Consider the following 19,172-nt stretch of genomic DNA (forward strand, 5'->3'; position numbering starts at 1 on the left):
AAGGTAAACAAAGAAGTAATATCAAATATAACTATTACAATTTTAGTACTGAGCAAAGGTAGCAAAGAGAAAAATTAAAAACAATAGCTTTTAATTAGTATTTCTCCAACTTTAACAGGGTTTATAGCAGATATTATAAGCAATCATAACAAATACCCATATTGTTGATAATCAGCAAATTACAAATAAAGGATATTAACCCAGATTTTTTTGTATATATCCTAGAAACTATAACGTGGAGTCTTAATAATAGGTTTTATAATATTCGCAGGTCGAGGAATGGAATAAGCAAGAATCAACTCGTGTGACGTTAAAGCTTTAGCTTCTGGATTAAAAGTTGTTAAATCAAAAGCATAACCAAGTTGCAATGCATTATTTTTAGTTAGATACAATCCAGCCATTGCAGTTACAGCTTCTTGGTGCCGATACCCCACTCCAGCATAGTACTTTTCGTTTAAAACAGCCCTCCCTCCAGCTTCAACTGACACCTTATTTAAATCATATTTCACTATTGCTGTTGGCACCACCGTTACCGCCGGCGAAACTTCTAGAAAATAACCTGCCGTAAAAAAAGCATGATTTCGTGCTGTAAACAAACCAAACCCATTCGTCCGGGTACGGGCACTGTCTTCAAACCTAAACTGTGATTGCAGTAAGTTATTTATTCCCCCGCCAATATACAATTTAGAAGACTGATACCAGAGCCCCGCACCAATATCATATTTACTATCTGAACTATTCTCCGGAACACTAGGATCATCCGGATCGTTCGGTCGATAGCTTCCTTTTTTTATATTTGTTAAATTTCCCTGAATACCTATACCTAGTTTGCCGGATCCAACTTTTAAATGTGCAGAATACGCCAAAGATGCGCTACTTGATTCAGTAGCACCTAACCTATCATTGGTGGCATAAATCCCTATCCCTCCGCCCAAAAATCGTACCGGCATTGAAATAGAAATTAGTCCGGTTTTAGGCGCACCACTGCCATCAAAGCTAGCTTGATACCCGGCCCATTGATAACGATATAACATATTTACTTCCGTTTTATCCGTAATGCCAGCGTAAGCGGGGCTCAGATACATCCCATTAAAGCTATAATGACTAAATTGGGGCTGTTGCTGCGCCAAAGCACTTACCTGAACAATTAAAAGTACAGTTAAAACGTAGAAATATTTCCTCATAGTACGGTTTAAAGAAAATTTGGGTATACCAATAGCTTTTAAAAAGCGTGGAATCTAACCAAAAATAGATAAAAATATAATGCAAATGCAAAGCAACACAAAATCATAACGATTTTTTGTTCGCATCTTATATTTTCAACCGTACGTTTTTTTAACAGGAAGGTGTTACTTTTTTCCGGCTTGTTTTTGAATATAAAGTTCAATGGCACCCGTCATAGAAGGGGCATTGGGCATAGGCGCCACAATATCTAATTCCAGATTAGCATCCAGTACCGCTTGCGCCGTTGTAGGGCCAAAGGCTGCAATACGCGTATTGTTTTGTTTAAAGTCCGGGAAATTTACAAATAAAGAATGTATTCCGGATGGACTAAAAAAAGCAATGCAATCGTATTTTACTTCGGCTAGATCAGATAAGTCAGCAGCTACTGTTTTGTAAATAACGGCTTCGGTAAAGTTAAAATTGTTGGCCCGCATAAACTCCGGAATATCGTCTTTCCGGATATTAGAGCAAGGATACAGAAACTTTTCGTTCTTATGCTTCTTAATAACCTCAAATAAGTCAGTAGCCGTCTTTTCGCCAGTAAATAATTTACGCTTGCGAAGTACTATATATTTTTGCAGGTAATACGCGGTTTGTTCAGAAATACAAAAGTATTTCATCTCGGCTGGCATTTCAATCTTACTTTCGGCACAAATCCGGAAGAAGTGGTCAACGGCATTACGACTCGTGAAAATAACAGCAGTATGCTCCAGAATATTAACCTTATCTTTCCGGAACTCTTTGTAAGGTACAGGTTCCACTTGAATAAACTCCCGAAAATCTACCTTAATGCCATACTTTTGAGCCAGCGTTAAATAAGGAGAATTATCGTTAGTTGGTTTCGGCTGGGTAACTAAAATGCTTTTTATTTTAACGGCGTGTTTATCAGTACCCGGCTTTTCTTTACTCTCGGCCATATATTAGTTCTGTTGTTCGAATATATTTCTAAAGTCGTTTTTGGAGCTACTCCGGCTTATTTTGTACTTAATAAGTAAAAACAATCAACTTAATAAGTATAATAAGTGGTATTACTTCCGTGGCGCAAATGTACGAAAACAAATGAAGATTACGAAGCGACACTTTTTTATTTAATGTGTAAAATATCCTTAATACAGTAAAAATCAGAATACTGGCCACCGCAATATTAGACACGAATAAAACTAATTGGGGATTAGCGGTATTTAACACCAAATACAACAGCATAATTAGCGGGAAAAATAGGCCCATAAACAAAGTAGTACGCAAAAATTCGCGGTATTGCGTCATTACTAACTGCTTTAAACCAAAAATAATCCCCATTACCCGTAAAAAAATATACTTAACAAGAATAAAAACAAAAATCAGAAAAGTATAAAAAACAATTTTAGAAGTAATATCGGCTTCTGATACCAGAAATAAGCGATTAAAGATGAAGTTATTCTGCACATTCGTATGAATAGCAACAATTACCAACGCAAAAGAGAGGGAAAAAGCTATCACAAATAAAATACTAGACCAGCTACTAATTGGCTTAGCCAGAAAGCCTTCTTCTAAGGATGAACTTCTTAAAAACGTATTAAGCCGGAATATACTATAGAAATCGCTGGTATATGTAGTTCGCAGGCTGCCGTACATAAGCCCGATTAATAGCAAGAATAAAATAAATACATTTTGGTTAGGTATGTTTTTGGGCTGAATACTAATGCTGGCACTAACTGGCTTAATATTTACTTGAATTTCGGCAGCTTCTTGTGGCGTGAGTACGGCATTCCGGAAAGTTTGATAATTTAACTGCCCACCCGGATGCCAGATACATAATAGATGCTGCCGGAGCGCATCGGGTTTATTAATTATTAGCTTTGTTAAATCTACCTCATAACTCGCCACCGAATCTGCGGTAAAAATAAGCTGGTTATCTATAAAAATACATAATCCTTCGCGAGCAGTAAAGTTAATTCTAAAGGGCTGCTCCGGTCGGATATATACCCATTGGTACAATGCGTTTACCGGTCCGTGGTAATCAGGTAAATATAAGGTTAGTCGATTATGGGCAGGTTTAAATACCAACCAATCAGCAGATATCTGGTTCTTATTTTTAAGATTAATGTTGCGGCCATCCTGCGCCTGCAAACTACTGGCCAGCAGCCATAAGCCTATAAAAAACCCAAAGGTTAAAACATGGATTTTCTTAAGCCGAAATGCGGGCAGGAGCTTTAGCTTTGTATACACCTAAAATAAAACTTAACAGAACCGAAAACAGTACCAGCGAACCTAACAAGTATAAATTACCCATGTGGTCTAATAATACTACATAACCGATAACGATAATATTAATAAAAGCTAAAATAAGTACCGTATTTATTTGCCGGAACCCCATAGCTAATAATCGGTGGTGAATGTGGTTTTTATCCGGTGAAAAAGGGGATATACCTTTAGAAATGCGAATAATAAATACCCGCACAGTATCAAATAAGGGTACAAACAAAATACCTAATGTAATGGTGGGCGATGAGTTTACCACCCGCATTTCAATAAACTCAATGGCTAACACCGATATAATAAACCCGCAAAGCAAAGAGCCGGTGTCGCCCATAAAAATGGTTGCTTTATGAAAATTGTATCTTAAAAATCCTAAAATTCCGCCGATGAGGCAAACAGCTACAAAAGCGTAGTTGCTGTTGTGCATAAAAAAGAACCAACCAAAAGTACTCGTAATAATAAGAACAATTGTGCCGGCTAAACCATCCAGGCCGTCTATTAAATTAATGGCATTGGTTATACCCACAATCATTATAAAAGTAAAAGCAAAGCTGGTACCTATTGGCAGCACATGAATGCCGAATATACCCTGAAAGCTGGTTATCCGGATATCGGCCATTACCATAACAATACCACTGGCCAGCAATTGTACCGCAAATTTTTTAAAAGGCGATATAGCTACTAAATCATCTTTTAAGCCAATAAAGAACAGAATAATACAACCGGCTAATAACTGCTGCACTCCATTGCCTAAATCACCGAATATGGTGAGCGCCGACATAAAACCCGCAAATACAGCCAGGCCTCCGAGGCGCGGAGTTAATGATTCGTGTACGGTGCGTAAGTTTGGCTGATCCAGAATATTTTTTAAATGGGCTACATAGATAATAGAAGGTACCGCAAACAGGGCAATTAAGAACGACCAACTAAAAGAAAGCAATAATGAAATCATAGAGTATTTGTAAAAGTAATGCAATTACTTTTATATGCAGACGACCTAATAACTGCAGCCCGTATAATTGTATAAACTAAAATAAAGTTACTGATTGCCGGGCTACTTGCCATTAAAATTTAAAAATTTTAAAAAATCAACAATTACTCTTCCCGAAATCCGTTCACAATCCTTCCTAAGTGCATTTATTTAAAGGCCGGCTGTAAAGTATTATTAATTATGCAGTACTCCTTTGCGGCCAACCATCGAAATATAAATAAGGTTTTCTTCTACAATAGAACCTGGCACAAAAACAAACTTTTTATCGTAGATCTTACGCCCGATGTAGTAACTCACCCAATACTCATTATAAAGTTGAAAAATGGCCGGATCGATGGGTTCTATTTTTACAAAACTTTTAGGTTGCACCTGTTCAAACATGTGGCGCAAAACAGAAGTTTTTATTTTTTCCCCTTCTTGTTCACCATATCCCTTGGATGAAACCAACACATTATCCAGATACAGATCGTTCTGGTTGATAAGATAAACACTCCAGGCGGGCGTACTTGCTGTATCGGACTCCGAAACCACGGCAATTGTAACTCCTTCTACCGGATCAAAATTAATATCTTGCTTCATTGGTAAGTATATGGCAGGTAGCCCCAAAAAGTTGTTCAAAATAGCTTAAGAGTTTTTCTTCTACTTCCGTCAGCATAACAGGTCTGCCAAGTTCTTGCTCCATAGAAGTAACCGCTTTATCAGGAATACCGCACGGAATAATATGATCGAAATAAGTTAAATCGGTATTTACATTTAAGGCCAAACCGTGCATGGTTACCCACCGGCTGCATTTAACACCCATTGCACAAATCTTCCGCGGGTTTTTCTGTTCCTCAAAATCAAGCCATACCCCCGTTAAACCAGCAATCCGACCAGCCCGAATGCCAAAATCGGCTAAAGTTAGAATTACAGCTTCTTCCAAGAGCCGGAGGTACTTATGAATGTCGGTGAAAAAATTATCAAGATCCAGAATAGGATAAGCTACTAGTTGCCCTGGCCCATGGTAAGTGATATCGCCACCCCGATTAATTTTATAAAACTGGGCCTGGTGTTCTTGTAAGCCTTGTTCATTTAATAACAAATGGCTTTCCTGGCCGCTTTTACCTAGCGTATATACGTGCGGATGCTGGCAGAACAGCAAATAATTAGGCGTAATCTTTTGTTCTTGGGGTGGTAAATTCCGGTTATCTGTTTTGATGGCAATGGTTTGGGCAAACAATTGTTCCTGATAATTCCAGGCTTCCTGGTAATCTATAGTGCCTAAGGGAATAAAGGTAACTTCTTTATTTATCACAGATTTTAAAAATAATCAATCAACAGGTTTTTAGCTTTAACTAACGTAACCTTTAAACTAATATTACAACTTAATTTAGTAGTTAAAGCACAATTATAACAGGGACTCGCCAAATTATAATTGTGCTTATATAAAAGCTTAACAAACCGGAATTACAAAAAAATTCAGTGCTTACTTATTTATAAAAACAATAAAGAAGTAATTAGGATGGTGTAGGGCAGTTAATTTTTAAAAAATTGATTACACATGCCCTTATAAGCATTAATCAACCCATTGGTGGAGCAATCGTGCGCAGTAATCTCTTCGGTACTTTGCAGTTCAGGCAGTACTTTTTTGGCTAATTGTTTTCCCAGTTCCACACCCCATTGGTCAAAACTAAAAATATTCCAGATTACGCCCTGCACAAATATCTTATGTTCATACATGGCAATCAAACTACCTAAGGTACGCGGATCTAAAATTTTAAATAAAATAGAATTAGTGGGTTTATTTCCGGCAAATACTTTAACCGGCGCTAACTCTTTAATTTCGGCTTCGGATAAACCGTCATTTTTTAATTCTTCCACTACTTCCTGCAAAGATTTACCATTCATTAAGGCTTCGGTTTGTGCAAAAAAGTTCGATAGCAACTTAACGTGATGGTCGCCGGTAGGATTATGGCTGATAGCAGGCGCTAAAAAATCGCAGGGGATTAACTGAGTACCTTGGTGAATTAGTTGATAAAACGCGTGCTGCCCGTTGGTACCAGGCTCTCCCCAGATAACCGGCCCGGTTTGGTAAGTAACCCGGTCGCCGTTACGATCTACGGATTTGCCGTTACTCTCCATATTACCTTGTTGAAAATAAGCCGGAAAGCGGTGCATGTACTGGTCGTAAGGTAAAATAGCTTCGGTTTGCGCCCCGAAAAAGTTAATGTACCAAATGCTGATTAAAGCTAATAATACCGGAATGTTTTTTTCAAAATGCGTCATCCGGAAATGCTTGTCCATGGCATGCGCTCCTTCCAGTAACTGAATGTAATTTTCGTAACCAATGGAGCACGCAATAGAAAGCCCGATAGAAGACCATAGCGAGTAGCGGCCTCCAACCCAATCCCAGAACACAAACATATTTTCTTCGGCAATACCAAACTCTTTTACGGCCTCCAGGTTCGTAGAAATCGCGACAAAATGTTTGGCTACTTCGGCTTCGTCCTGCGCGTGTTCCAAAAACCAGGTTTTAGCCGTTTCGGCGTTTGTCATGGTTTCCTGGGTAGTAAATGTTTTAGAGGCAATCATGAACAGCGTCGTCTCAGGGTCTACCTTTTTCAGGGTTTCTACAATGTGCGTACCATCTATATTGGATACAAAGTGCACTTGTATGTTAGGCTTTTGGTAGGGCTTTAGGGCTTCGGTTACCATGTAAGGCCCCAGGTCAGAACCGCCAATGCCAATGTTTACAATTTGCGTAATTGGTTTGCCGGTATAGCCCAGCCATTCACCCGCAATTATTTTTTTTGAAAAAACTTCAATTTGCTCTAATACCTGGTTTATTTCCGGCATTACATCTTCGCCGTCTTCGTAGATTGGGTCGTTCGACCGGTTACGTAAGGCAACGTGCAGCACGGCCCGGTTTTCGCGCAGATTTATTTTATCGCCACTAAACATTTGCTCAATGGCATCTTTAACCTGCGCTTCTTCTGCTAATTCCAGCAGAGCTTCGAGGGTAGTATCATTAATTATATTTTTTGAAAAATCAACTAGAATATCTTCGAAGTGCAACGAAAATTTAGCAAAACGGCTTGGATCCATAGCAAACATGTCTACCATATGATTATCTTTCATGATAGCATAATGCTGCTCTAACTTTTTCCAGGAATTCGTGGTAACCGGGTTAATGTTTTGTAACATAGTAGTAGTTGCTTGACTTGGGCGAAATTAATAACATTCCCAAAAGAAAAGTCAGTAAATTTTTAAAAAATTGCGGTTTCCTGCGCAACAGGAACAAAAGTAGAACCTTTACAATAGGTAACGGTAACATTTTACATGGCAAAACATAACCAAACCGGCCAGATAGGCGAGAAAATAGCCGCTGCTTATTTAGTTGAAAACGGATATACTATTCTGGCCAGTAATTACCGCTACCACCGGGCCGAAATTGATATAATTGCGCAAAAATCTACGGTTTTAATTTTTGTAGAAGTAAAAACGCGTACCACTACCCGGCACGGCTTTCCGGAAGAAGCAATTACCCCAAAGAAAGTAGATTTGTTTTTACTGGCCGCCGAAGAATTTATTTACCAGCTAAACTGGCAACACGATATCCGGTTTGATATTATTGCGATAAGTGGCGGCGACCACCTGCCTTATGAGATTCACCACATCGAAGATGCATTTCATTAGTCCACGGTCCATAGTCGCTAGACCACAGTCCCCGGACGGGCGATTTAGTAGTTGCATATTAACCGGTAAAAAAGTATTACAAGCTTGGCAACTTACTCCTTGGTAATGGAGTTAATAATTTATTATTAGCTTATCACTATACCCCGATAACTATAATCTATAGACTGTCGAGGATGGACTGTCGACTAACTCACATTTTTGGCCGCTTATCCAGTTTGCCTTTTTCGTAAATAAGATTGCCGTTGCGGTCGTATTCTTTCAGCAGAAAAGCTTCGAAAGGTTGATCATCGGCAGTTTCCGGGTACTGGTATTCGTAATGCTTGCGGTTCCGGAAATTGTAAAACTCAATCCATACTCCCACTCTTTTCCCTTTTTCAAACTGTCCTTCCCAAGCCAGTAAACCGTTCTGATGAAACATCACGTAATCTCCTTCTATGCGGTTATTAACGTATGGTATTACTTCTTTCATTTTTGTTTGGGCGCCATCGTAGTAATTTACAATAGCATCCCGGGGAAAGCCTTTCTCGAAGTGCGACTTGCTGGTTAAAATACCTTGTTTGTTGTAAGACTCCCAACGTAAATGCCGGGTTCCGATATAAAAATACCCTTCGGCTACTACCTTGCCCCCAATCATTTTTTTGTAAGGCCCATGCAAAACCCGGGCACGTTTCGGGTCGATGGTACGTGCTTTTTTAATCCGGTGGCTCTTCGTATCGTAAAAGTATTTGGCGGGGGCGTACATACTGGGCTCTACATACTGAGCGAGGTATGAAAACTTCTCGATGGTGGCATTTGGGCCTTTACCAGATTTCACATACCCTTTACGGATGCGATAGCCCAGGAATAACTTTTTGCTCTTTTTTTGCTTCTTCCGCTTTTTTACGTCTTGCTGCGTGGTATCCACCACGGGCGTAGTAGCCAGCGATGGCCGGGCTGTATCTACGGGTGCAGCAACCGGTTCAACTAACTTTTTTTTAAATAATCCGCCTTTTGCCGACGTTGTTGGTGCAGTTTCGGCATCTACGTTGTAGTTGCGCTGGCTACAGCTGGTACTTTGCCAAACCAGAAGCATACAAAGTACTCCCGTTAAAATCTTAAACCGGTGCATTATAAAAAACAGTTAAAAAAGGTTGATGCATGATCAATTAAAAACCGAAATAAGTAAAATTGTCCTGTATTATAATCAGGAGCTAATCAAACTTATTTAATTTTAAAAACGATTCTGGTATTCTATTTCTTATTTAATATAATGCAAAACTTTTATTTCAATATTCCAGTTCAAGTAAGAGTTTTAAATATTACAATAACCATGCTCCTGGCTATTCTTAACTAATAGAAGTGGCTATGCTTTAACTTAAAAGAATTGCATTAAATTTAATTGTGGCTAACTTTACCACCTATAACTATTGCTGGTGTGAGCTTATTCCGGAAATTTACCGCTTATTTCATGCTCTTGCTATTTTGCCGGATTATTATTCCGGACGAAATGGTACTGGCCTTACACCGCCATCAGCACACAACGCATAAGCCCATTTCCAAAAATATTACTGCAAAACTGGAACAAAAGCATATCCACTGCCCAACCGATCATTTATTCAACAGTCTCTTTTATTTTACGCAAACCCCATTCCGGGCACAAATAGTTTCCTCAGTTACTATCTACCAGGCAGTAATTACTTCGGTATGGAAATTTACTTTTCCTAACAATCAGGCTTATCGTGGGCCACCGGTAGCATAATTTTTAAATTTTTGTGCTCTCTTACTATTATGATCAGGGTTTACTTTATCCTGAAATAGCGCAATTTATTTTTAATTAAGTTTATTGGTATGCCCCCACCCGGGTAATCCCAATAGCTTTTATTATGCTATTATGCCTAAATTAATACTGTACATCTTATTCTTTATTGCAGCCGTTCCAGCTCTGGCGCAAAATACTTTAACCGGAAAAGTGATAGACCAAGCTACTCAGGAACCTTTAATTGGAGCTACGGTTTACCTGCCCGACCTGCGAAGGGGAGCTGCCTCCAATTCCACCGGAGATTTTCAAATCCGGAATTTACCCCAAGGCCGGTTTCTGGTGCAAATTAGTTATGTAGGGTTCGTTACCACGGCCCGTTCTATTACCATTAACGGCGACACCAAAATAAACTTTCCGCTTTCTTCTTCCGCTACCGAAATAAATACCGTAATTATTACTGGTGTTTCGGCTTCCACGGAAATGCGCCGCAATCCGGTACCTACTTCGGTTATCAACAGCCAACAATTAAATCAGCGTTCGGCCAGTAACATTATTGATGCCATTGCCCATGCGCCGGGCATTTCTCAAATTTCTACCGGGGCTGCTATTTCTAAGCCGGTAATCCGGGGCTTGAGCGCGAACCGGGTTGTAACTTTAAACAATGGCATGCGGCAGGAAGGCCAGCAATGGGGCGATGAACACGGCATTGAAATTGACGAAGCTTCGGTGGATCGGGCCGAAATAGTAAAAGGCCCCGGCAGTATAATGTATGGCTCCGATGCCATGGCCGGCGTTATTAATTTTATTGCCGCCGACCCCGTAGAAGAAGGTAGAATAGTAAGTAGTTTGACTTCGGGATATCAAACCAACAACCGGTTACAAACTTATTCTCTTTTTAATGCGGGCAATATCAACGGTTTTAACTGGCAGGCGCGTTTAAGCAGCAAACAAGCCGGCAATTATCGGAACCGGTACGATGGCCCGGTTTATAATTCGGGTTTTAACGAGTTAAATGGCAGTGGCTATATTGGCTTAAACAAAAGCTGGGGCTTTTCGCATTTAAATTTTAGTTCTTTTAACCAGGAAATAGGTTTAGTAGAAGGAGAACGCGACGAAAATGGAAATTTTTTAAAAATTTGGCCTGAATCGGATTCAACTACCACAGAGCTACCAGTAACTCCCGCCGATTTAAAAGGTTATCACCTGGATATTCCCAGGCAAAGCATCAACCATCGGCGTATTGCCTTGCAAAACAACTTTATTCTGGGAGCTTCCAGGCTAGCCGTTAACGTAGATTATCAGCAAAACTTACGCAAAGAATACGGCAATGCGCTGGATGAGAATGAAAAATCGTTGTTTTTTGACTTACAAACGGTTAGTTACGATGCCAAATACTTTTTACCGGAAGTAAATGGTTGGGAAACTACTTTTGGCCTCAGCGGCATGCAGCAGCGCAACAAAAACAAAGGCATAGAATTTTTAATACCGGAATACCGCTTACAAGACGCTGGCGTATTTGGCTTTACTAAAAAAACCTTTGGCCATTTAAATATAAGCGGCGGTTTACGCTTCGACCAGCGTTGGCTTACCGCCGATGCACTTTATTTAAATGAAAACGAAGTTCCCGTACCTAATTCTACTGATGCTAGCTTTATTAAGTTTATGGGCTTTAAAACCAATTTTTCTAATATCTCCGGTAGTTTAGGTGGCACTTACGATTTTTCCGAAAAAGTTTCGGTAAAGTTAAACGCAGCCCGTGGTTTTCGAGCGCCTAATATCTCGGAGCTAGCTTCTAACGGCATTCACGAAGGCACCATCCGGTACGAAGTAGGTAATTCAAATTTAAACCCGGAAACCAGTTTGCAAGTAGATGCCGGCATTAACGCAAACACCGAACACGTAACACTGGGCTTAAGCGGGTTTTATAATGCCGTGCAGCACTACATATTTGCCGAAAAATTAACCAGCGCCTTTGGCGGCGATTCGCTGAGCGGCGATCCAAATGATTTAGCGGCTACTTTTAAATACGTACAAGGCAATGCCCGCTTAGTTGGCGGCGAAGTAAGTTTAGATATTCACCCGCACCCCTTGGATTGGCTACACTTCGAAAATTCTTTTTCGCTGGTGCGGGGCACACAAGCCAACCAACCCGATTCTACCAAATACCTGACTTTTATTCCGGCACCGCGGTTAGTATCCGAACTTCGGGTAAATTTAAAAAAGTTTAGCTCTGTATTTCGTAATATCTTTGCCCGGTTAGAGTTAGAACATAATTTCCGGCAAAATCGCTTTTATAGGGCATACGGCACCGAAACCGCTACCCCAGCTTATACGCTGCTGAACGGCGGCTTGGGCGCCGACATAACCAACGGGAAGCGAACTTTAGCTACGCTTTATTTTACAGTAAGTAATTTATTTGATGTGGCCTACCAAAACCATTTAAGCCGATTAAAATACGCCGCAGTAAACGAGGCTACCAACCGGCGGGGAGTTTATAACATAGGCCGCAACTTTGGCCTGCGTTTACATATACCCGTATCTTTCACCATCCATCACCCAAAATAAATATTCCGGAGAGTTCTTTCGGAAATAACAAGCTGATTAAACAGGATTTTTAAAAATAGAAGTAAATAAAAAAGCAGCCCAAGGGGCTGCTCCTTTATAGTATACTTATTGGTTGTTGTTACTATTTTAAATGGTTCTTAAAAGTACTAATTTGCCTTTATCAAAACCAGGAAAATACAATATTTTTAAAAATTTAATAACTTTTGCAAATATTATAAGTGCGTGAATGTTAACAAGTAAAACAGCTCTAAACAGAACTTAATTTAATTATTTATAAAATTATTTCACTATTCAAGTAAAACCCGCTTTGGTGTTGCGTTTGTTTTTAATTGATATACAAATATAAAGTAAATCAGATGTTTGTAAACTATTTTTCGACGAACACCTAGTCTAGCCTGTTTAACTTAGCCCGCCACACGTTTAATATAAATTAATATATATTTATTTACCTTTTTTCAGTACTAAGTTCCAGACCATTTTTTGGGTACATCGTTTAAGGAATAAAATTGTTATTTTTGTACATGATTTTATATAATGTAACCATAAATATTGATAACAGTGTAGCTGAAGATTGGCTGACCTGGATGAAAGAAGTACATATTCCGGAAGTAATGGCCACTACCTATTTTATCAAGTATCAGGTTTGTAAAATGCTTACCGAGTACGAAGATAATGGCGGTACCACTTACGCGGTGCAGTACTTTGCGCGCCACATGCAAGACCTGGAAGAATACCAACGCGATTTTGAAGCTGATCTACAGAAAAAACACCACGCCCGGTACCCAAATAAATACGTTACCTTCCACTCTATTCTGGAAGTGATGGATTAAAGTTGCAGTTATATAAAAGTTAGAAATTTTAATTTTTAACTTTTATAACTTTTAAAGTTTTTTTTTTCAAGCGTTTGCAGCCACGTAAGCAGCAATCTCTTCGGCAGTCATATTGCAGTTTATCCACTCCGGATCCAGGTTGGCGTTTAAACTGCGGTAAAATTTAATGGCGGGTTCGTTCCATTCCAGTACTTGCCACTTTAAGCGTTGCACTTTAAGCTCTAAGGCGCGCTGGGCAAAAGCGTAAAATAACTTTTTGCCGATGCCGTACCGGCGGTAGGTTTCGGTAATTACTAAATCTTCCAGATATAACATCCGGCCCTTCCAAGTAGAATAGGCCATGTAATACAAGCAAAGCCCCACAATGGTATTATCAACTTCGGCCACCATAAATTCAAAAACCGGATTGGGGCCAAAACCATCTTCCTGCATAGCCGATAGGGTGTTAGTTACTTCTTCGGGAGCCTTTTCGTAAACGGCCAGTTCCTGAATTAAAGCGTAAACCTGCGGCAAATCATTTAAATTGCCCCGGCGAATAGCGATATTCATGCTTAGTAAATTTGTTGTGGGGGCAAGTTAAGTGATTAACCCTAATAACAAAAGTTACCGCCTAGCAAGAACTTATAGCCAGTGGTTAGATTACTTACAAATGGCAATTATGAAGCGTAATTCAATTTTAATACTACAACTTTTCTTGTTGCAGGTTACGCCGGTAAATGCGGGGTTGTTCCGGGGCGGCGAGCACGTAAAAAAGTACGCCAAATAAAGAGGTAACTAAACATACTTGTTCTTCGGGTAATATAAATACCCAGATTAAGATTCCACCTATTACTAACAGGCCAGAAAATAAATATATTAGAGTAGCAGTTAGTTTCATAAGCGTAATATTAATTATGAATTAAATATAGCGATAATTTAATTCATAATTAATATTACGCAAAAAAATATTAAAATTATTACACTTTTTTACCTGTATAAGGATTAATACCCATGTTATGGTAAATAAAAGCCCAAGTATCGGTGGCTTCATTTATCAGTAAAGATGTAGCCTTACCTGCGCCATGACCGGCATTTACGTCTACCCGGATTATATACGGATTGGGCCCAGCGCCTTTTTCCTGCAAGGTGGCAATGTATTTAAAAGAATGCGCCGGCACTACCCGGTCGTCGTGGTCGGCGGTGGTAACGAGGGTAGCCGGATAACTTACTCCTTCTTTGATATTATGCAGCGGCGAAATAGCCAGTAAATTTTTAAATTGATCCGGGTTATCACTGGAACCGTATTCTTCTACCCAGGCCCAACCAATGGTAAATTTATGAAACCGCAACATATCCATAACACCTACCGCCGGAATAGCTACCTTAAATAACTCGGGTCGTTGATTACTAACCGCACCCACTAATAAACCACCGTTAGAGCCGCCCGCAATAGCTAAACGGTTAGGACTCGTATACTTCTCGTTAATTAAATATTCGGCGGCCGCTATAAAATCATCGAATACGTTTTGCTTGTTGGGCGTCATGCCCGCTTTGTGCCAATCTTCACCAAACTCTCCCCCACCCCGCAGGTTCGGAATAGCCAGTACTCCGTTGTTTTCGAGCCACAACATGCGCGAAATACTAAAACTAGGTAACAGCGAAACATTAAAGCCGCCGTAACCATACAAGTAAGTTGGGTTTTTACCATCTAGGGTTAAGCCTTTTTTGTGCACAATAAACATGGGTATTTTGGTACCATCTTTACTGGTATAAAATATTTGCTTGGTTTCGTAGCCATCCATTTGCACCGCTACCTGGGGCTTGCGGTATAACTCCGATTTATTAGTAGCAACCGTATAGCGGTAAATGGTGCTTGGATATGTAAAAGAGTTAAACGTGTAGAAAATTTCTTTATCGGTTTTCTTACCTTTAAAACCAGTTACGGTGCCCAGAGTGGGTAATTTTACCTGATTTAATAGTTTACCTTTGGTATCGTGCACTAACAAGTGGCTGGACGCATTGCGCATGTAGGTAACCAATAATTTATTGTTTACCAGCGACACCTCATCCATTACATTATCAGATTCTTTAATTACAACCTTCCAGTTATCGGGCTGCGGCTTTTCAGGGTTAATAAGTACCAGTTGGTAATGGGGCGCATTCTTGTTCGTCCGGACTAATAACCGATCACCTAAGTTTTCGACCAGCACGTATTCGGCTTCAAAATTATCTATTAAAGGCTTTATCTCTGATTTTTCGTCCGTTAAGTCTTTATAAAATAAAGCATTGATGGAACTGGCTCCTTCGGTAGCGCTAATAATTAAAAAACGCTCATCTTCAGTAGTTTGGGCGTAAAACAACCGGTTCGGGTGGTTTTTATCTTCGTAAATTAACTGATCCTCGGCTTGCGTGGTGCCAACTTTGTGGTAGTATACTTTATGGTTTTCGTTTTTATTGGCCATTTTGGAGCCGGTCTTGGGCTCGTCGTAGCGGCTATAATAAAAGCCATCTTTAAACCAGGCCGCGTCCGAAAACTTAATCCATTGTAGCGAATCAGCGAGTTTTTTCTTAGTAGCCGTTTCCATAACGTAGAACTCGTTCCAGTCGGAGCCACCGCCGGAAGTGCCATAAGCCATGTACTCACCATTTGCCGAAAAACTGATGGTGCTAATAGCCGTGGTGCCATCGCTGGAGAGTTTGTTCGGGTCCAGAAAAACGGAAGGTGCCCCTTTTAAACCATCTTGCACGTACAGTACTTTCTGATTCTGCAAACCATTATTTTTAAAAAAATAATATTTCCCACCTTCTTTAAAAGGCGCTTCAAACTTGGGGTAGTTCCAGATTTTAGTGAGCCGTTGTTTAATCTTTTGCCGGAACGGAATTTTATCTAAATAGCCGAAAGTCAATTCGTTTTGCCCCGACACCCATTCTTTTACTACTTTGGCGGTATCATTTTCCAGCCAACGGTACGGATCGGCAACGGATGTGCCATGGTAATTATCGACCTGATTTACTTTAGCGCTAACAGAATGCGGAAAACTTAACTTGCGCATGGGTTCGCTTACTTCCTGCGCGGGAGTTTCGGTAACCATTTCGGTTTTTGTTGTAGTTGGATTATTATTTTCAGAAGATTTGCAAGCAGTTAGCAGACCAAAACCACTAACCAACATAACTAAAGCTTTTTTATTCATAACTCGATCATCATAGTACCACGGCTATTTGTAAATAACGAAAATTACAGCAAGAAAGTGAAGAATACGAACGAATTTACTAAGCTAAATTTACCCGTGATTTTTACCGGAACAGTGGGCTTTACTTACGCCAGTGCTGCGCTGCTTTGTTTTCTTGTTCAATAATTTTAAGGCGTAGTGCTAACAACAGTACGTTCAATTTTTCCGATTTTTGGTATTACCTGAATTAAAAATCGTTTGTTATCGTACTCACGCTTGTTTTTGTAACGGCCAGTACCGTAAAAACCGCTGCCCGCAATAATTACTTCAAACCTTTTTTCATCGAAATTAATATTGCGGCTCTGCCATAAATTTAGCAGCGCTAATGCCCGATTATAACTCAACTGGTAACCGTAATCGCGTTGCCGGATATGAAAGGAAGGATCGTAGGGGTCGCGGGCGGCCATGCCCTCAATAATTACCAGGTATTTTACACCTTGGTCTTGCTTAATATCGTCGATGATCTTTTTTAAAGTTAAGCCAGCCGCGTATAAATCTTTTTTGTCGGCTTCTTTAATTACCCAGCTGTTCGGATCAAACTTGGTTTGTACTTTTAATTCGTGGCGTTTATTTACCGGATCGAATTTAAAATATTTGCCTTCCAAACCTTTTAAGGCCGCTTCAATTTCCCGGATTTTATTGAGTTGCTCTACCTGCACCAACAGCTCGCTTTCTTTATCCCGGAACAGTTTATAGCTAAGCACAAACAGCACGAGCATAACAATGAACAAACTAGTCATTAAATCCACGTAGCTGGGCCAGAAAAAGTCTTCTTTATTGTTGTTCAAGAATGGTTAAAAAGTTAGAAGGTTTAAAAGTTACAAGTTGCAGGTTGCAGGTTGCAAGTTAGAAGGTTGTATAATTTATCTGTAAACGGTACTTGGCATATTAAATTTAAGCTCCCCTCCTAAGATGCGGAGGGACATTTGATTTACCAGTGTTTTAATCCTTTTACTTAAACATCCGATCCATCAGCTTTTTCAGCATGCCGGGTTGCGTTACTTTATCCAGGTTTTGGTTCATGTATTCGAGTTGCCGCAACAGGCGCGTTTGGGTGTCGGCATCGCGGTCCATTTTCTGAAGTAATGTGCGTTGAGTTTGGCTTATTTCGCGGCTGATCTCGTCTTGCTGCGTATTTAAGCGTTTAAAAGGCTCCAGGTACTGCACTACGCGTTCGTAAATATTGTCTCGGTTTAAGGCTTCGAAATGACTGGACCAGCGTTCGTAGGCATTTTGGGCATCTTTTTCTAAATAACGCATACGGGCATCCATCAGCTCGGTTAAACGGCCGGCCGCCTGGTCGAAGTACTGTTCTATTTTGGCCGAAATATCATTCATTTCTTTTTCGTGGGTACCAAAAAAGTCAAGCTGCTTTTGAATTAAGTTGTCGTGCTGGCCAATGTATTGCCCCACCTTATTAATACCGCGCTCAAAACCCGTTAAACGGTCCAGAATACTTTGGACGGAAGCAGCGGCACCGGCACCGGCTTCTAAAGACTGATTTAAGGCTTGCTGATAACCCAAAAACTTTTGAAACTCTTCGGTGCTTTGCGTTACTTTATCAAATACCTGCAAGCTGGCTTTGGCCATTTGGTCGTAGCCAATTTCTTCGAGTTTTTTCAAAAAATCTTTCTGCACCTCAATATTAGCCGTTATACCCGCGATAATCGGTTTAAAATCGGCTACTTTATCCAGAAACTCCCGGTTAAAAGCATCCAGCACAGCTTTTAAGCTGCTTAAGCTACCAGCCATATCGGAATGCAAACGTGGCAACAGTTGTGCCTGCAAAAAAGTATAGTAATCATTTTGGTACCGATCCCGGGTAAAGCGGGCGTTTTTAAATAAAGTATTTCCCCAAAGAGTAAGCAATAAACCCACAAACGAACCCACCATCGCTATTACCACACCGGTGATAAAAGTTTGAATAGCCTCATTGGTAACGCCACCACCCAAAATAATACCCGACAAACCAAAAATTACCCCCAGAAATGTACCCAGCAAACCCACGTAAAGCGGCGTGGCTATGGTTGAATTAATTTCTTTTTCCAGTACTTCTGATTGCCGTTCCGAGATATCTTTTAAAATATTAAAATCGGCGGCGGCACCTTTGTTGTTGCGCAAGTAATTGTTGGTATCATTCACAATTTCCAGGAACTCCGGCGACGGATTCTCGGCGGCAATCAAATCCAGTTCTATTTCGGGAGCAGGTTGGCTGGTGGTTGGCGGCATTACCGGGACCGCAGACGCTGCATCCGATTTAAGGCCAAGCAACTCTATTTCGTTACTACCCGCTAAATTAACCAGCCGGATGTAAGGAATAAAATACGTTTCGGCGGTAGAGGCAAAGCCATCGTAAATGGTGCGACGAACTTCGACCTGGTCGCCGCGATTATTTAAATTAACTACCCGGTGTATTTCAGAAGGCTTATGCAAGAACAAAAACTTTTTACCTTGCTCCAGCAATTGCAGCTTTTCGGCATGCGCCGCCGATAAGTTATTCCGGATTTCCTGCACCCTGTTGCCAGCGGCATTCAGGTATTCTTTACTAATGTTTAAGCGCTGTTTATCAGGATAAAGCGAAGCAAACCGGTTGATTTTTTGCCTGTTCTGCCAAAATACATAGCCTTGCAAACAAACAATCCCGATGATGATAACGGCTTCTAAAAATATTTCGAACATAAAAAGGCTTACGTATAAAAAGC

At 40.2% G+C, this 19,172-nt stretch carries 17 protein-coding genes; 4 read left to right on the forward strand and 13 right to left on the reverse strand.

Annotation, left to right across the window (positions count from 1 at the left end; genetic code table 11):
* Positions 1-221 precede the first annotated feature (221 nt).
* The 7 genes from HUW51_RS06665 to pgi form a co-directional block, all read right to left on the reverse strand.
* Positions 222-1,184: a PorP/SprF family type IX secretion system membrane protein gene (locus HUW51_RS06665; RefSeq protein ID WP_185273205.1), complete on the reverse strand. Its 963-nt coding sequence runs from the start codon at positions 1,182-1,184 to the stop codon at positions 222-224.
* Positions 1,185-1,349: 165 nt separating this feature from the next.
* Positions 1,350-2,141 carry a uroporphyrinogen-III synthase gene (locus HUW51_RS06670; RefSeq protein WP_185273206.1) on the reverse strand — a complete coding sequence of 264 codons (792 nt, stop codon included), beginning with the start codon at positions 2,139-2,141 and terminating at the stop codon, positions 1,350-1,352.
* Between the two features lie 67 nt (positions 2,142-2,208).
* Positions 2,209-3,432 (reverse strand): DUF4271 domain-containing protein, encoded by a 1,224-nt coding sequence (locus tag HUW51_RS06675; protein WP_228466947.1) that lies wholly within the window; start codon positions 3,430-3,432, stop codon positions 2,209-2,211.
* Complete coding sequence (locus HUW51_RS06680) at positions 3,392-4,414, reverse strand: MraY family glycosyltransferase (RefSeq protein WP_228466948.1); 1,023 nt, start codon at positions 4,412-4,414, stop codon at positions 3,392-3,394. The genes HUW51_RS06675 and HUW51_RS06680 overlap by 41 nt, the downstream gene beginning before the upstream one ends.
* 213 nt (positions 4,415-4,627) lie before the next feature.
* Complete coding sequence (locus HUW51_RS06685; protein ID WP_185273207.1) at positions 4,628-5,032, reverse strand: hypothetical protein; 405 nt, start codon at positions 5,030-5,032, stop codon at positions 4,628-4,630.
* On the reverse strand, positions 5,016-5,747 hold the full coding sequence (gene lipB, locus HUW51_RS06690; RefSeq protein ID WP_185273208.1) for a lipoyl(octanoyl) transferase LipB: 732 nt from the start codon (positions 5,745-5,747) through the stop codon (positions 5,016-5,018). The genes HUW51_RS06685 and lipB overlap by 17 nt, the downstream gene beginning before the upstream one ends.
* 221 nt (positions 5,748-5,968) lie before the next feature.
* Positions 5,969-7,636: a glucose-6-phosphate isomerase gene (gene pgi, locus HUW51_RS06695; protein WP_185273209.1), complete on the reverse strand. Its 1,668-nt coding sequence runs from the start codon at positions 7,634-7,636 to the stop codon at positions 5,969-5,971.
* A gap of 135 nt (positions 7,637-7,771) precedes the next feature.
* Between pgi and HUW51_RS06700 the strand changes: the two genes are divergently transcribed.
* Positions 7,772-8,128 (forward strand): YraN family protein, encoded by a 357-nt coding sequence (locus tag HUW51_RS06700; protein ID WP_185273210.1) that lies wholly within the window; start codon positions 7,772-7,774, stop codon positions 8,126-8,128.
* A 190-nt stretch (positions 8,129-8,318) separates the two neighbouring features.
* Here the strand turns inward: HUW51_RS06700 and HUW51_RS06705 are convergent, their stop codons facing one another.
* A complete protein-coding gene (locus HUW51_RS06705) occupies positions 8,319-9,200 on the reverse strand; it encodes a toxin-antitoxin system YwqK family antitoxin (RefSeq protein ID WP_185273211.1) in 882 nt (293 codons plus the stop codon).
* A 375-nt stretch (positions 9,201-9,575) separates the two neighbouring features.
* Between HUW51_RS06705 and HUW51_RS06710 the strand changes: the two genes are divergently transcribed.
* The 3 genes from HUW51_RS06710 (at position 9,576) to HUW51_RS06720 (ending at position 13,261) form a co-directional block, all read left to right on the forward strand.
* Entirely contained in the window at positions 9,576-9,866 is a 291-nt protein-coding gene (locus tag HUW51_RS06710) for a hypothetical protein (protein WP_185273212.1), read from the forward strand.
* Between the two features lie 132 nt (positions 9,867-9,998).
* Positions 9,999-12,431 (forward strand): TonB-dependent receptor, encoded by a 2,433-nt coding sequence (locus tag HUW51_RS06715; protein ID WP_185273213.1) that lies wholly within the window; start codon positions 9,999-10,001, stop codon positions 12,429-12,431.
* 521 nt (positions 12,432-12,952) lie between these two features.
* Positions 12,953-13,261 carry a DUF4286 family protein gene (locus HUW51_RS06720; RefSeq protein WP_185273214.1) on the forward strand — a complete coding sequence of 103 codons (309 nt, stop codon included), beginning with the start codon at positions 12,953-12,955 and terminating at the stop codon, positions 13,259-13,261.
* 66 nt (positions 13,262-13,327) lie between these two features.
* On the opposite strand, the gene HUW51_RS06725 is transcribed toward HUW51_RS06720, so the two are convergent.
* The 5 genes from HUW51_RS06725 to HUW51_RS06745 all read right to left on the reverse strand — a co-directional run bounded on the left by HUW51_RS06725 (position 13,328) and on the right by HUW51_RS06745 (position 19,149).
* Complete coding sequence (locus HUW51_RS06725) at positions 13,328-13,810, reverse strand: GNAT family N-acetyltransferase (protein ID WP_185273215.1); 483 nt, start codon at positions 13,808-13,810, stop codon at positions 13,328-13,330.
* 133 nt (positions 13,811-13,943) lie between these two features.
* Positions 13,944-14,138 carry a hypothetical protein gene (locus HUW51_RS06730; protein WP_185273216.1) on the reverse strand — a complete coding sequence of 65 codons (195 nt, stop codon included), beginning with the start codon at positions 14,136-14,138 and terminating at the stop codon, positions 13,944-13,946.
* A gap of 79 nt (positions 14,139-14,217) precedes the next feature.
* Positions 14,218-16,431: a prolyl oligopeptidase family serine peptidase gene (locus tag HUW51_RS06735; RefSeq protein WP_228466949.1), complete on the reverse strand. Its 2,214-nt coding sequence runs from the start codon at positions 16,429-16,431 to the stop codon at positions 14,218-14,220.
* Between the two features lie 167 nt (positions 16,432-16,598).
* Complete coding sequence (locus tag HUW51_RS06740) at positions 16,599-17,258, reverse strand: OmpA family protein (RefSeq protein ID WP_228466950.1); 660 nt, start codon at positions 17,256-17,258, stop codon at positions 16,599-16,601.
* Positions 17,259-17,421: 163 nt separating this feature from the next.
* The gene (locus HUW51_RS06745) at positions 17,422-19,149 is read right to left on the reverse strand and encodes a hypothetical protein (protein WP_185273217.1); all 1,728 of its coding nucleotides are present in this window, start codon (positions 19,147-19,149) and stop codon (positions 17,422-17,424) included.
* Positions 19,150-19,172 lie beyond the last annotated feature (23 nt).

It is taken from the genome of Adhaeribacter swui, from assembly GCF_014217805.1.
Taxonomy (GTDB): Bacteria; Bacteroidota; Bacteroidia; order Cytophagales; family Hymenobacteraceae; genus Adhaeribacter; species Adhaeribacter swui.